The 13,404-nt window shown below is 69.3% G+C and carries 14 protein-coding genes; 13 read left to right on the top strand and 1 reads right to left on the bottom strand.

What is annotated here, in order from left to right; all coding sequences use genetic code 11:
- The first annotated feature begins 146 nt into the window (after positions 1-146).
- The 5 genes from AC0VYB_RS11590 to AC0VYB_RS11570 are packed head-to-tail and all read left to right on the top strand — an operon-like array spanning position 147 to position 5,505.
- The gene (locus AC0VYB_RS11590; RefSeq protein WP_009380006.1) at positions 147-1,295 is read left to right on the top strand and encodes a glycosyltransferase family protein; all 1,149 of its coding nucleotides are present in this window, start codon (positions 147-149) and stop codon (positions 1,293-1,295) included.
- Entirely contained in the window at positions 1,292-2,971 is a 1,680-nt protein-coding gene (locus tag AC0VYB_RS11585; protein ID WP_040342216.1) for a CTP synthase, read from the top strand. The genes AC0VYB_RS11590 and AC0VYB_RS11585 overlap by 4 nt, the downstream gene beginning before the upstream one ends.
- A 7-nt stretch (positions 2,972-2,978) precedes the next feature.
- Positions 2,979-3,641: an NUDIX domain-containing protein gene (locus AC0VYB_RS11580; RefSeq protein WP_009380002.1), complete on the top strand. Its 663-nt coding sequence runs from the start codon at positions 2,979-2,981 to the stop codon at positions 3,639-3,641.
- A 6-nt stretch (positions 3,642-3,647) separates the two neighbouring features.
- Positions 3,648-4,595, top strand: a complete 948-nt coding sequence (gene xerD / locus AC0VYB_RS11575; RefSeq protein WP_009380000.1) for a site-specific tyrosine recombinase XerD — start codon at positions 3,648-3,650, stop codon at positions 4,593-4,595.
- 40 nt (positions 4,596-4,635) lie between these two features.
- Positions 4,636-5,505, top strand: a complete 870-nt coding sequence (locus tag AC0VYB_RS11570) for a ParA family protein (protein ID WP_009379999.1) — start codon at positions 4,636-4,638, stop codon at positions 5,503-5,505.
- On the opposite strand, the gene AC0VYB_RS11565 is transcribed toward AC0VYB_RS11570, so the two are convergent.
- Positions 5,457-5,696 carry a hypothetical protein gene (locus AC0VYB_RS11565; RefSeq protein ID WP_040342215.1) on the bottom strand — a complete coding sequence of 80 codons (240 nt, stop codon included), beginning with the start codon at positions 5,694-5,696 and terminating at the stop codon, positions 5,457-5,459. The genes AC0VYB_RS11570 and AC0VYB_RS11565 overlap by 49 nt on opposite strands.
- Here AC0VYB_RS11565 and AC0VYB_RS11560 point away from each other — a divergent pair.
- The 8 genes from AC0VYB_RS11560 (at position 5,664) to AC0VYB_RS11525 (ending at position 13,330) form a co-directional block, all read left to right on the top strand.
- Positions 5,664-6,461 (top strand): segregation and condensation protein A, encoded by a 798-nt coding sequence (locus AC0VYB_RS11560; protein ID WP_009379998.1) that lies wholly within the window; start codon positions 5,664-5,666, stop codon positions 6,459-6,461. The two genes, AC0VYB_RS11565 and AC0VYB_RS11560, sit on opposite strands and share 33 nt — an antisense overlap.
- Positions 6,458-7,090: an SMC-Scp complex subunit ScpB gene (gene scpB / locus AC0VYB_RS11555; protein WP_063248821.1), complete on the top strand. Its 633-nt coding sequence runs from the start codon at positions 6,458-6,460 to the stop codon at positions 7,088-7,090. Before AC0VYB_RS11560 ends, scpB begins: the two co-directional genes overlap by 4 nt.
- Before the next feature lie 18 nt (positions 7,091-7,108).
- Complete coding sequence (locus AC0VYB_RS11550; protein WP_040342229.1) at positions 7,109-7,954, top strand: pseudouridine synthase; 846 nt, start codon at positions 7,109-7,111, stop codon at positions 7,952-7,954.
- On the top strand, positions 7,951-9,132 hold the full coding sequence (locus AC0VYB_RS11545; protein ID WP_063248822.1) for a prephenate dehydrogenase: 1,182 nt from the start codon (positions 7,951-7,953) through the stop codon (positions 9,130-9,132). Before AC0VYB_RS11550 ends, AC0VYB_RS11545 begins: the two co-directional genes overlap by 4 nt.
- Complete coding sequence (cmk, locus tag AC0VYB_RS11540) at positions 9,129-9,788, top strand: (d)CMP kinase (RefSeq protein ID WP_009379994.1); 660 nt, start codon at positions 9,129-9,131, stop codon at positions 9,786-9,788. Before AC0VYB_RS11545 ends, cmk begins: the two co-directional genes overlap by 4 nt.
- Entirely contained in the window at positions 9,785-11,296 is a 1,512-nt protein-coding gene (gene der / locus AC0VYB_RS11535) for a ribosome biogenesis GTPase Der (RefSeq protein ID WP_063248823.1), read from the top strand. Before cmk ends, der begins: the two co-directional genes overlap by 4 nt.
- On the top strand, positions 11,297-12,388 hold the full coding sequence (locus tag AC0VYB_RS11530) for an AI-2E family transporter (protein ID WP_009379992.1): 1,092 nt from the start codon (positions 11,297-11,299) through the stop codon (positions 12,386-12,388).
- Positions 12,389-12,703: 315 nt separating this feature from the next.
- Complete coding sequence (locus tag AC0VYB_RS11525) at positions 12,704-13,330, top strand: L-threonylcarbamoyladenylate synthase (protein ID WP_009379991.1); 627 nt, start codon at positions 12,704-12,706, stop codon at positions 13,328-13,330.
- Positions 13,331-13,404 lie beyond the last annotated feature (74 nt).

The raw sequence follows: 13,404 nt of genomic DNA, 5'->3' as shown, positions 1-13,404 counted from the left end.
CCCGCCTCGGCGAACCGGGGTCCGCACGACCCCGACGACCCCGGCGACGACCAGGGCGGACACCGTGCCGAACACGGCCCCGGCCGCTGCCGAAGAGGCCGGGGGAGACCGGTAGGCTAGAGACACACGACTGAGAGGGATGAGGAATGACCGAGACCGCCGAGATCCAGCCGCTGAGCACCGACGCACGGATCCTTCACGTGCTCGCCGACACGACGGACCCCGTCGCCGAGGTGGCCAAGCTCGCCGTCATCGGTCACCTCCGGGCCGGTCACCAGGTCGGTCTCGCCGCCCACCGGTCGATCCTCGACCGCCTCGACGTCCCCGAGGACCTCATCGGGAACTACCGCGAGATCGAGCTCAGCGCCAAGCGCCGGCTCTCACCCTCGGATCCCGCCTCGGCCTTCACGCTCCACAAGATCTACCCCCACGTCGACATCGTCCACGGCCACGGACTCCACGCCGCGACGCTGACCGGCCTCGGCTTCACCGGCCTGCCCGCCCGCCTGAGCCCGACCGCGGTCGCCACCGTCGAGAACTTCGCCCCCGCCGACGTCATCGAGAAGACCGGTGCGGAGATCGTCGCCCGCACCGCCCGCGGAGTGCTCGGCACGACCGAACCCGTCGTCGAATGGTTCGCAGGCTCCGTTCCGCTCGTCGAACGCGCCGAACTCGTCACCCCCGACATCGACACCGACCTCACCGTCACCGCCTCCCGGGCGCAGGTGCGCCGTGAACTCGGCATCGGGGAGGGCACGTGGATGGTCGCGAGCCCGATCGCCCTGAAGGACCACACGGCCCTGGCCACCGTCCTCGACGCCGCCGACCAGATCAACAGGCGCCGGCCCGACCGCAAGGTCGTCTTCGTCCTCACCGGCACCGGCCGCGACCGCCGCACCATCGCCTCCGCCTTCGCCGACCGCGGCGTCATCGTCGCCCCTGCCGGTGACCTCGTCGACGTCGCCGCCGCCTCCGACGTCGTCATCGCCAGCGAGCAGATGACCGGACTCAGCCACGAGGACCTCATGCAGCTGGCCAAGCCGACCGTCTTCATCGGCGCCGAACGCCGCGCCGGCATCTGGGGGGAGGCCGCCGACATCGTCCCCGCCGACGACACCGACGCGCTGCTGCGTGAGATCAATCATCTCCTCGACGATCCGGCAGCCCGCGGTGCGCAGGCGATCGCCGCGAAGAAGCGGGTCATCGACGTCGACAACCCCGGTGAGATCGCCGCGAGCCTCCTCGGTCTCTACGCCGAGGTCGAGGCCCTGTCGAAGTCGGCAAGCCGGGTTTGATAGAATCAAATTCCGTGGTGAATCGAATCGGGGCTCACGAGCCGAACACAGTCAAGCACATCTTCGTTACAGGCGGCGTCGCCTCCTCTCTCGGCAAGGGTCTCACGGCATCGAGCCTCGGACACCTGCTCACCCAGCGCGGCATCAAGGTCGCGATGCAGAAGCTCGATCCCTACCTCAACGTGGATCCGGGCACGATGAATCCGTTCCAGCACGGTGAGGTCTTCGTCACCGAGGACGGTGCGGAGACCGATCTCGACATCGGCCATTACGAGCGCTTCCTCGACATCGACCTCGACGGGGCGGCCAACGTCACCACCGGTCAGGTCTACTCCTCGGTCATCGCCAAGGAGCGCCGCGGGGCCTACCTCGGCGACACCGTCCAGGTCATCCCGCACATCACCGACGAGATCAAGGCCCGGATGCGGGCGCAGGCCGAGCGTCCCGCCGAGGACCGTCCCGATGTCATCATCACCGAGATCGGCGGCACCGTCGGCGACATCGAGTCGCAGCCGTTCCTCGAGGCGGCCCGCCAGGTCCGCCACGACGTCGGCCGCGACAACGTCTTCTTCATCCACGTTTCCCTCGTGCCCTACCTCGGACCCTCGGGAGAGCTCAAGACGAAGCCGACCCAGCACTCGGTGGCCGCACTGCGCTCGATCGGCATCCAGCCGGACTCGATCGTGCTCCGCTCCGATCGGGAACTGCCCGATTCGATCCGCGGCAAGATCGCCTCCTCGTGCGACGTCGACATGGAAGCGGTCGTCTCGTGCGTCGATGCGCCGAGCATCTACGACATCCCCAAGGTCCTCCACGACGGCGGCCTCGACGTCTACGTCATCCGCCGCCTCAACCTGCCCTTCCGCGACGTCGACTGGACGAAGTGGGACTGGGTGCTCGAGCGCGTGCACCAGCCCGCCCACGAGGTGACCATCGGGGTCGTCGGCAAGTACATCGACCTGCCCGACGCCTACCTCTCCGTCACCGAGGCGCTGCGCCACGGCGGTTTCGCCAACGACGCCAAGGTGCGCATCGAATGGATCCAGTCCGATGTCTGCGAGTCCGATGTGGACGCCGCCGCGGCACTGGCGGGTCTCGACGCGATCTGCATCCCCGGCGGCTTCGGCATCCGCGGCATCGAAGGCAAGGTCGGAGCGCTGAGGTTCGCCCGCGAGAACGGCATCCCGACGCTGGGCCTGTGCCTCGGCCTGCAGTGCATGGTCATCGAGTACGCCCGCCACAAGGCCGGCATCGAGGGCGCTTCGTCCTCCGAGTTCGACCCCGACACGAAGTTCCCGGTCGTCGCGACGATGGCCGAGCAGATGTCGATCGTCGACGGTGAGGGCGACCTCGGCGGCACGATGCGCCTGGGCACGTACCGGGCGAAGCTCGACGAGGGCAGCGTCGTCGCCGAGGCCTACGGGTCGACGGACATCAGCGAACGCCACCGTCACCGCTACGAGGTCAACAACGCCTACCGCGACGACCTCGCCGAGGCGGGACTCGTCTTCTCCGGCACCTCGCCCAACGGCGAGCTCGTCGAGTTCGTCGAACTCCCGCGCAGCGAACACCCGTACTACGTCTCCACCCAGGCCCACCCCGAGCTCAAGTCGCGCCCGACGAAGCCCCACCCGCTCTTCGCGGGCCTCGTCGCCGCGGCACTCGAGCGCCAGTGAGCTGACCGTGAGCGATCTGCACGACGTCCCGTTCACCCCGGAGATCACTGCCTCCGACGAGGTGTATCGGGGCGCCGTGTGGACGATCCGGCGGGAGACCTTCGACCTGCCCGAGGCGACCGGCCTCGTCCGCGACCTCATGGCCCACACCGGGGCCGTGGCGGTGGCCTGCCTCAACGAGGCAGGCGAGATCCTCCTCGTCCAGCAGTACCGTCACCCCGTCCGCGCCCGCCTGTGGGAGGTTCCGGCCGGGCTCCTCGACATCCCCGGTGAGGATCCGCTCACCGCTGCGAAGCGCGAACTCGCCGAGGAGGCCGACCTCACCGCTGCCCGCTGGGAGGTCCTCTCCGACTCCGCGCTCTCACCGGGCGGCAGCAGCGAGACGATCCGGCTCTACCTCGCCCGTGACCTCGCCGAGGTGCCCGCTGCCGACCAGCATGCCCGCAGCGACGAGGAGGCCGGGTTCGTCTACCGCTGGGTGAGCGTGCCCGAGGCCCTCGACGCGATCGCCGCGGGGCGGATCACCAACTCCGTCGCCCAGCTCGCGATCCTCCAGGTGAGCAACGTCCTTGCCGCCGAGGCGGCTGGCCGACCCGTGCGCACCCGTCCTGTCGATGCGCCCCGGCTCCTCGTCGACGGCCGCAACCCAGCCGACGATACGGACGCCTGAGACCCCATGGCCCGTCACGGCGCCGAACTCCTTCCCGACCTTCCCGCCGAGATCGCCCGCGCGATCGGCTCCTACCTCTCGGCTCTGCGCTTCGAACGCGGACTCTCGCTCAACTCCATCGACGCCTACGCCCGTGACCTCGGCAGGTACGGGACCTGGCTGGCCGAGGCCGGGATCGACCGCCTCGGCGGGGTGACCCGGGCCCATGTCGAGGACTTCGCGCTCCACCTCCAGGATTCGGGGCTCGCCCCGCGGACCCGGGCCCGCGCCCTCGTCGCGGTGCGCCGGTTCCATGCCTTCGCTCTTGCCGACGGTCTCACCGACACCGATCCCGCCTCCGAGGTCAGCCCGCCCAGGGAGGGGCTGCGGCTGCCGAAGGCGCTCTCGCTCTCCGCGATCGAGGCGATGCTCGCGACGACGGCGGGGGAGGAGCCGGCCCAGATCCGGGCGGCGGCCCTCCTCGAACTCCTCTACGCGACCGGGGCCCGGATCTCCGAGGCCGTCGGCGCCGACCTCGACGACCTCGACCTCGAGACTCGGCTCGTGCGCCTCTACGGCAAGGGCGGCAAGGAGCGGATCGTCCCCTTCGGCTCCCATGCGGCCGCCGCCCTCGGGGCGTGGGTGACCCGGGTGCGCCCGACGATGGCCGAGAAGGCGAGGTCCGGGACTCCGGCAGGCGCCCTGTTCCTCAACGCGCGGGGCACGCGGATGTCGCGGCAGACGGCGTGGAAGATCGTCGGACGCGCCGGCAGCCTCGCCGGACTGGAGACCGAGGTCTCCCCGCACACGTTCCGCCACTCGTTCGCCACGCACCTCCTCGAGGGCGGGGCGGACATCCGCGTCGTCCAGGAGCTGCTCGGCCACGCCTCGGTGACGACGACGCAGATCTATACGAAGGTGTCGGAGGAAACATTGCGCGAGGTCTACGCCACCTCGCACCCCAGGGCGCGGTAGGGTTGGTTCCAGCACGCAACGAAAGGTGGCCGACCGAGTGATGAATCCGCAGCAGGCGTTGGATCTCCCCACAGCGACGACCCCGACGGCGGGAGCCGAGGACTTCGCCGAACCCGCACCCCTGGATTCGCACGGGCCCGCCCGGATCATCGCCATGGTCAACCAGAAGGGCGGGGTGGGGAAGACGACGTCGTCGATCAACCTCGGCGCCTCCCTGGCCGCGTACGGACGCAAGATGCTCCTCGTCGACTTCGACCCGCAGGGCGCCCTGTCCGTGGGGCTCGGCATCAACCCGTACGACCTCGACATCAGCGTCTACAACCTGCTCATGAACCCGCGCCTCGACCCGCACGAGGTCATCGTCGAAACCGACTTCGAGAACATCGACGTCCTGCCGGCGAACATCGACCTCTCCGCCGCCGAGGTCCAGCTCGTCGGCGAGGTCGCCCGCGAACAGGTCCTCTCCCGGGCGCTCGCCAAGGTCGCCGGCGAATACGACGTCATCCTCATCGACTGCCAGCCCTCGCTCGGCCTGCTCACCGTCAACGCGCTCACCGCCTCCCACGGCGTGATCATCCCGCTCGAGACCGAGTTCTTCGCCCTGCGCGGCGTCGCCCTCCTCGTCGAGACGATCGAGAAGGTTCAGGACCGGCTCAACCCCTCACTCGAGATCGACGGGATCCTCGCGACGATGTTCGACTCGCGGACCCTGCACTCGAAAGAGGTGATGACCAGGGTCTCCGAGGCCTTCGACGACAAGGTCTTCGACACCGTCATCAACCGCACCGTGAAGTTCCCGGACGCCTCCGTCGCCGCCGAGCCGATCACCTCGTTCGCGCCCAAGCACCCCGGCTCCGAGGCCTACCGGCGCCTGGCCCGGGAGCTCATCGCCCGCGGAGGCGCACCCTGAGCGAGACCGCCGTCGAGACCGTCGCCGACGACGATGCCGTCGCCGACGACGGGCACGGCTTCCAGGTCGAGCTGGAGAACTTCTCCGGCCCCTTCGATCTGCTCCTCGGCCTCATCTCGAAGCGTCGCCTCGACATCACGGAGATCGCGCTCGCCGAGGTGACCGACGAGTTCATCGCGTACACGACGCAACTGTCGGAGAAGGACGGGGGCAGCGGGTCCAACCTCGCCGAGATCTCCGAGTTCCTCCTCGTCGCCGCCACCCTCCTCGACCTCAAGACTGCGCGCCTGCTCCCGCACGAGGAGGGGGAGGAGGAACTCGACCTCGAACTCCTCGAAGCCCGCGACCTCCTCTTCGCCCGCCTGCTTCAGTACAAGGCGTACAAGGCCGTGAGCGGCTTCCTCTCCGAGGCGATGACCGCAGGCTCCATCCGCGTCCCCCGCTCGGTCGGCCTCGAGGAGGAGTTCCAAGACGTCCTGCCCCCGCTCGAGCTGAGCATCGGCCCAGGTGAGCTCGCTTCCCTCTTCGCGACCGTCCTCCAACGCGACCACACCCCGCCGACGGTCGCCGTCGACCACATCCACCTCCCTCTCGTCAGTGTCTCCGAACAGCGCGGACTCATCCTCGGACTGCTGCGCTCGGGCGACGTCGAGTTCCAGGACCTCCTCGACACCTCCGAGAACACGCTCGTCGTCGTCGCCCGGTTCTTGGCCCTCCTCGAACTCTTCAAGGTCGGCCTCTGCGACTTCGACCAGGCCGAACCGCTCGGCCCGCTCGTCATCACGCGGACCGAGACCCCCGAGGACGGCGTCGACCTGCGCACCGAAGGCGCGTGGAGCGCCGAGGAGGACGGGGACGGTGCTGAGGCCGGCACCGCCTCGGCGGGAGAGACGGACGACGGCGCCACCTCGGCGGGGGAGACGGACGGGGACGATACGACGGAAGGCCAGGCATGATCGACGATGAGATCCTCTCCGGCATCGAAGCCGTGCTCATGGTCAGCGACTCCGCGGTGTCCGCCGAGGAGTTCGCGACGGCCCTCGGCATCGACGAGGACACCGTGACCGAGGCGATCGCGGAACTGGCCCGTGACTACGACGGTGCCCCTGCCGGCCCCGACGGGCAGGGCGCCAGGCGGCAGCGGGGCTTCGAGATCCGCGCGGTCGCCGGCGGCTTCCGCCTTCACTCCCGCGGGGACTACCACGACGTCGTCAAGGACTTCCTCACCGCCGGGCAGAGCGCGAAGCTCTCCCAGGCAGCGCTCGAGACGCTCGCCGTCATCGCCTACCGACAGCCGATCTCCCGGCCCCGCATCGCCGCGATCCGCGGGGTGAGCGTCGACGGCGTCATCCGCACCCTGCTCCTGCGGGGTCTCATCGTCGAAGCGGGGAAGGAGGCGACGACCTCGGCGCTGCTCTATGCGACGACCCACCAGTTCCTCGACGCCCTCGGCATGGTCAGCCTCGACGAGCTGCCCGACATCGCCCCGTACCTGCCCGAGGACGCCGACCTCGAGGAGTTCGGGGCCGACGAGACCGAGGTCCTCGCCACAGTCGAGGACGGAATGTCACCAGAGGACGATTGATTTGAGACAATGGTCCCCATGAGTCCCTACCGCGATCCCAGGGCGCCCGGCGGGCGCAGCAACCGTCCGAGCCGAAAGCAGCGTGCGAGCGCGAAGAAGGCCCCCACCGGCACGGGAGAGACCTCGGATGCCCACGTCAGCGGGGGAGTGCGCCTGCAGAAGGTCCTCGCCGAGGCGGGGCTGGGGTCCCGTCGCGCGTGCGAGCAGCTCATCCTCGACGGCCGGGTCGAGGTCGACGGGAACATCGTCACCGAGCTCGGCACCCGCATCGATCCGGAGACCCAGGCGGTCTACGTCGACACCCTGCGGATCTCGACGAGCCCGCAGAAGGTCTACCTCGCGCTCAACAAGCCCGCCGGGGTCGTCTCGACGATGAAGGACCCCGAGGGGCGCAAGAACCTCAGCGACTACGTCGGCAACCGCGCCGAGCGGATCTTCCACGTCGGACGCCTCGACACCGACACCGAGGGCCTCATCCTGCTCACCAACGACGGGGAGCTGTCCAACCGCCTCGCCCATCCCCGCTACGAGATCCCCAAGACCTACCTCGCGCAGGTCAAGGGGCAGATCGCCAAGGATGCGAGCGCCCGGCTCAAGGCCGGCATCGAACTCGACGACGGGATCGTCACGGTCGACGAGTTCAAGCTCGTCGACTCGACGCCTGGCCGCTCCGTCGTCGAACTCACCCTCCACTCGGGCCGCAACCGGGTCGTGCGCCGTCTCCTCGCGGCGATCGGCAACCCCGTCGAACGCCTCGTGCGCACCCAGTTCGGACCGATCTCGCTCGCCGAGCAGCGGCAGGGCAAGATCCGCCCCCTGCGCTCGGATGAGATCGGCGAGCTCTTCGAGGCCGTCGACCTGTGAGAGTCCACATCATCGGCACCGGGCTGCTCGGTGCGAGCCTCGGCCTCGCCCTGTCCGGGCGCGGGCACACGGTCACCCTCGAGGACACCTCGCCGACCGCCCAGCAGCTCGCCTCCGACCTCGGCGCCGGTGAGCCGGTGGCCCCGGCCTCGCCCGGGCCGAGAACCGCCGTGCCCGGAACGGCGGTGCCGGGAACGGCGGGGGGCTCACCCGGGGCGACCACCTCGGCGGGGGAGGACATCGACCCGGACATCGTCGTCGTCGCCACCCCGCCCGACGTCGCAGCCCACGTCATCGCCGGAGCGCTTCGGAACTACCCGCGGGCGACGGTGACCGATGTCGCGAGCATCAAGACTCGCCTGCTCGAGACCGTGCGCGGTCTCGTCACCGCCGACCAGCTCGACCGCTACATCGGCTGCCATCCGATGGCCGGTCGGGAGAAGTCCGGGGCGATCTCCGCCCGCCCCGACCTCTTCACCGCCCGACCGTGGGTGATCTGCTCCGATGACGACACGCCGGCCTCCCGGCTGCGGGAGGTCGTCGAGATGGCCGAGGCCACCGGCGCCTCGGTCACCCACCTCGACCCGCGCATCCACGACGCCGCGGTCGCGAAGGTCTCCCACGTTCCGCAGGTCGTCTCCTCCCTCGTCGCCTCCCAGCTGCGCCACGCCCCGCTCGACGAGGTGGCGCTCGCCGGGCAGGGACTGCGCGACGTCACCCGCATCGCCGCCTCCGACCCTGGACTGTGGACGCAGATCCTCTCCGGCAACGCCGAGGAGGTCCGGACGGTGCTGCTCGCCCTGCGCGGGGAGCTCGACTCCGTCATCGAGGCGCTCAGCCTCGGACCCGGGTCGACCGGGGCGATCGCCAGGGCCATCGCTCACGGCAACGAGGGACACGACCGGATCCCCGGCAAGCACGGACAGGCCCCGACCGCATATGCTGTCGTCACGGTCCTCATCCCCGACACCCCGGGGACCCTGGCCTCCCTGTTCAAGGACATCGGGGACCTCGGCATCAACGTCGAGGACTTCCGGATGGACCATGCCCCGGGGCGCCGGCTCGGCATCGTCGACGTCTCCGTGATGCCCGCGAACGCGAACGAACTCGAGACCGGACTGCAAGCACTGGGATGGCGGATCCCCGAATCCGCCATCGAGAAGGAAGGAACCACATGAGCGTCGTCGCCATCGACGGACCCAGCGGGGTCGGCAAGTCGAGCACTGCGAAGGAGGTCGCCCGCCGCCTCGGCTTCGCCTACCTCGACACGGGTGCGATGTACCGGGCGATGGCGTGGCTCGCGCTCAGCCGCGGGGTCACCGATCCCGTCGACGTCCTCGAGCAGGTCCGCGGGGCCGACCTTGAGATCTCCACCGACCCCGACGACTTCGCGGTGTCCGTCGACGGCATCGACGTCGCCGAGGAGATCCGCAGCGCCGAGGTCTCCGAGAACGTCCAGACCGTCTCCGCGGTCCCCGACGCCCGCACCGAGCTCATCGAACGGCAGCGGGAGATCATCGCCGCAGCGTCCCCCGGCATCGTCGTCGAAGGCCGTGACATCACGACCGTCGTCGCCCCCGACGCCGAGGTCCGCATCCTCATGACCGCCCGCGACGACGTCCGCGTGGCCCGCCGGGCCAAGGAGGTCCACGGCAGTGCCGACGCCGAGGCGGTCGCCGCCACCGCCTCGCTCGTCACCGGCCGTGACGCCAAGGACTCGGCCACGACGAGCTTCCTCACCGCCGCCGAGGGCGTGTACACCCTCGACACGAGCGATCTCGACTTCGAGCAGGTCGTGGGGACCGTGCTCGACCTGGTGAAGGACGCAGAATGACCGACGAGGAATTCCACGAGACCCCCGATGAGGCGCTCGCCGAGCGTCTCGAGCGGATCAGCGACGAAGAGGCCGAGCAGCGGGCGACCGCGCTCGAGGCCGGACTCGAGAGCTATGAGCTCGAGGACGAGGACCGGGCGCTGCTCGACTCCCTCGGCTTCGAGATCGAGGACGAGGAGGCGATCGGCGCCAACCCGGTGCTCGCGATCGTCGGCCGCCCCAACGTCGGCAAGTCGACGCTCGTCAACCGCATCCTCGGCCGCCGTGAGGCCGTCGTCGAGGACGTCCCCGGTGTCACCCGCGACCGCGTGAGCTACCAGGCGGAGTGGAACGGCAAGGACTTCACCCTCGTCGACACCGGCGGCTGGGATTCCGACTCGAAGGGCATGGCCTCGCGGATCGCGATCCAGTCCGAGGTCGCCGTCGACATGGCCGACGCCGTCGTCCTCGTCGTCGATGCCACGACCGGACCGACCGCGACCGACGAGATGGTCGTGAAGATGCTGCGGAAGAAGAAGAAGCCGGTCATCCTCGCCGCGAACAAGGTCGACGACGAACGCGGCGAGCTCATGGCTGCCGAACTCTGGGGCCTCGGCCTCGGCCAGCCGTGGTCGGTCTCGGCCCTCCACGGTCGCGGCGTCGCCGACCTCCTCGACGAGGCGGTCTCCGTCCTCCCCGAGGTCTCCGCCGTCGACACCCGCATCGAGGAGGGTGGTCCGCGTCGGGTCGCCCTCGTCGGGCGTCCCAACGTCGGCAAGTCCTCCCTGCTCAACAAGCTCGTCGGGTCCGAACGCGTGCTCGTCGACAACGTCGCCGGCACCACCCGCGACCCCGTCGACGAGCTCATCGAACTCGGCGGCAGGCAGTGGCGCTTCGTCGACACCGCGGGCATCCGCCGCCGTGCCCACCAGGCCAGCGGTGCGGACTTCTATGCGGCCCTGCGCACGCAGACCGCGCTCGAGCGCGCCGAGGTCGCCGTCGTCCTCCTCGAAGCCCAGGAACCGCTGAGCGAGCAGGACGTGCGGATCGTCACCACCGCCGCCGAGGCGGGACGGGCCATCGTGCTCGCGTTCAACAAGTGGGACCTCCTCGACGAGGAGCGCCGCTACTACCTCGAACGCGAGATCGAACGCGACCTCGCCCACGTCGCATGGGCCCCGCGGGTCAACATCTCCGCGAAGACCGGCCGACACGCCGAGAAGCTCGTACCGGCGATGGAGACCGCGCTGGAGAACTGGGACAAGCGGATCCCGACCGGACGCCTCAACGCGTTCCTTGGCGAACTCGTCGCAGCGAACCCGCACCCGGTGCGCGGAGGCAAGCAGCCGCGCATCCTCTTCGGCACTCAGGTGCAGTCGCGCCCACCGAAATTCGTCCTCTTCACCACAGGATTCCTTGAACCGGGGTATCGTCGTTTCATCATCAGACGACTCCGCGAGACGTTCGGCTTCGAAGGGACGCCGATCGAGGTCTCGATGCGGATCAGGGAGAAGAGACGAGGTCGGTAGTTGAGCGCAGGCACTGAGCCCCAGGCAGTCACTCCGTGGCACGCCAGGCCGCCGGCGAGAGCACTCGTTGTCGTCCTCACGATCGCCGGGCTCGCCTACGCCCTGACGTTCTTCCGCGGGCTCCAGGAGATCGTCGCTCCGGTCTTCCTCGCGCTCAACTTCTACATCGTCGTCTACCCGCTCCAGCGCTGGCTGACGAGGCATCGCGTGCCGGGGGCGCTCGGCGCGTGCGTCTCCGTCGTCCTCGTCCTCGTCATGCTCTTCGGGTTCTTCGGGCTCACCGCGTGGGCGATCGCCGAGCTCGTCATGCTCATCCCCAGCTACGGCAACCAGCTTGTGGCGACCTATCACAGCCTCATGTCGATGCTCGGGGAGCTCGGCGTGACCTCGAACGTCCTCGAAGCGCAACTGCGGCAGTTCAACGTCCGTTCGATCTTCGACGCTGTCAGCCCGCTGCTCACCAACGTCTCGCTCGGGGCGGGTCTGCTCACGACGGTGATCATGGCGGTCTTCTTCGTCGCCATGGACTCGATGGGCATGTCGTCGCGGATGGGGATGCTCAAGGACGCCAAGCCTGCGCTCGCGCAGTCGCTGGGCGGGTTCGCGTCCGGTGTGCGCCGCTACTGGGTGGTCGCGACGATCTTCGGCCTCATCGTCGCGATCCTCGACGTCGTGGCACTGGCGATCATCGACGTCCCGCTTGTGTGGGTGTGGGGTGTGCTCGCGTTCCTCACGAACTACATCCCCAACATCGGCTTCGTCATCGGGCTCATCCCACCCGCCCTGCTCGCCCTCGTCGACAGCGGGTGGCAGTCGGCCGTGTGGGTGATCGTCGCCTACAGCGTGCTCAACTTCGTCATCCAGGCGATCATCCAGCCGAAGTTCACCGGCGAGTCGGTCGGGGTGACCCCGCTCGTCTCCTTCCTCTCCCTGCTCTTCTGGGTGTGGGTCCTCGGATGGCTGGGCGCCCTCCTCGCACTGCCCGCGACCCTGCTTCTCAAGGCCCTCCTCGTCGACGCCGACCCGAAGGCCCGGTGGGTGAACATCCTCATCGCCTCCGACCCGCGCACCGCCCACACCCCCGTCCACTGACCCCGACCACCTCGGCGACGCACCGTCGATCCACGCAGAGCCGGGCGGACCGCCTCGGCGAGGGTCCGCGGCCGCCGGCACGCCGCGACGGCACGGGCACGCACTCTGGTCGGCCACCTCGGCGAAATTCTGTCGATCAACGCAGAGCCGGGTTTCCGCGTCGCGGGCGGCGCGGATTTCGGGCCCCACGTGGATCGGCGATGCGGCGGATCGTGGGAGCGTCGATTTCCCTGCTTGGCGTGGTTCGGCACGGAACCGGATCGCGGGTGCCGGCTGCTCGTTCCCAACGGAGCGCACCCGTGATTACCATGGACTATGGCGACACTACTGAAGATCCATCCCGAGAACCCCCAGCCCCGACTCATCACGAAGGCCGCCGAGGTGCTCCGTGACGGCGGACTCATCGCCTATCCCACCGACTCGTGCTACGCGCTCGGCTGTGCGCTCGAGAACAAGGCGGGCATCGAGCGGATCACGCGCATCCGCCACCTCGATTCCAAGCACCATTTCACGCTCATGTGCCACGACTTCGCGCAGCTCGGACAGTTCGTCATCGTCGACAACTCGGACTTCCGCGCGATCAAGTCGATGACACCCGGCCCGTACACGTTCATCATGAAGGCGACGAAGGAGGTGCCGCGCCGGATGATGCACCCGAAGAAGCACTCGGTCGGCGCGCGCATCCCGCAGAACACGACCGCTCTCGCCCTCGTCGAGGCGATGGGGGAGCCGATCCTCTCCTCGACGCTCCTCCTGCCCGGAGACGAGGACCCGCTCACCGAGGCCGACGACGTCATGGACCAGATCGGCCACGACGTCGACGTCGTCATCGAGTCCGGGACGCCGGGCGTCGTGCCGACCTCGGTCATCGACTTCACCGGCAGGTACCCGGAGGTCGCGCGCGTCGGCGCCGGCGACGTCTCCCGCTTCGACGAGGAGTAGGCGGCCCCCTCCGCTTCGACCCGCGGCCTTGCTCCGCTTCGACGCGGTGATCCGACAAAAACGCGGTCTGCAGA

It is taken from the genome of Brevibacterium sp. Z349TD_9 (genome assembly GCF_056173565.1).
Note: the sequence above shows the minus strand (reverse complement) of the source record. Positions and strands in the feature narration are given on the sequence as shown.

Bases quoted from the DNA above. Each gene is read 5' to 3' on its own strand.
- AC0VYB_RS11550 (WP_040342229.1), top strand. From the start codon at position 7,109: ATGAGTCCCTACCGCGATCCCAGGGCGCCCGGCGGGCGCAGCAACCGT.
- AC0VYB_RS11570 (WP_009379999.1), top strand. From the start codon at position 4,636: ATGAATCCGCAGCAGGCGTTGGATCTCCCCACAGCGACGACCCCGACG.
- AC0VYB_RS11525 (WP_009379991.1), top strand. From the start codon at position 12,704: ATGGCGACACTACTGAAGATCCATCCCGAGAACCCCCAGCCCCGACTC.
- AC0VYB_RS11590 (WP_009380006.1), top strand. From the start codon at position 147: ATGACCGAGACCGCCGAGATCCAGCCGCTGAGCACCGACGCACGGATC.
- cmk (WP_009379994.1), top strand. From the start codon at position 9,129: ATGAGCGTCGTCGCCATCGACGGACCCAGCGGGGTCGGCAAGTCGAGC.
- scpB (WP_063248821.1), top strand. From the start codon at position 6,458: ATGATCGACGATGAGATCCTCTCCGGCATCGAAGCCGTGCTCATGGTC.
- xerD (WP_009380000.1), top strand. From the start codon at position 3,648: ATGGCCCGTCACGGCGCCGAACTCCTTCCCGACCTTCCCGCCGAGATC.
- der (WP_063248823.1), top strand. From the start codon at position 9,785: ATGACCGACGAGGAATTCCACGAGACCCCCGATGAGGCGCTCGCCGAG.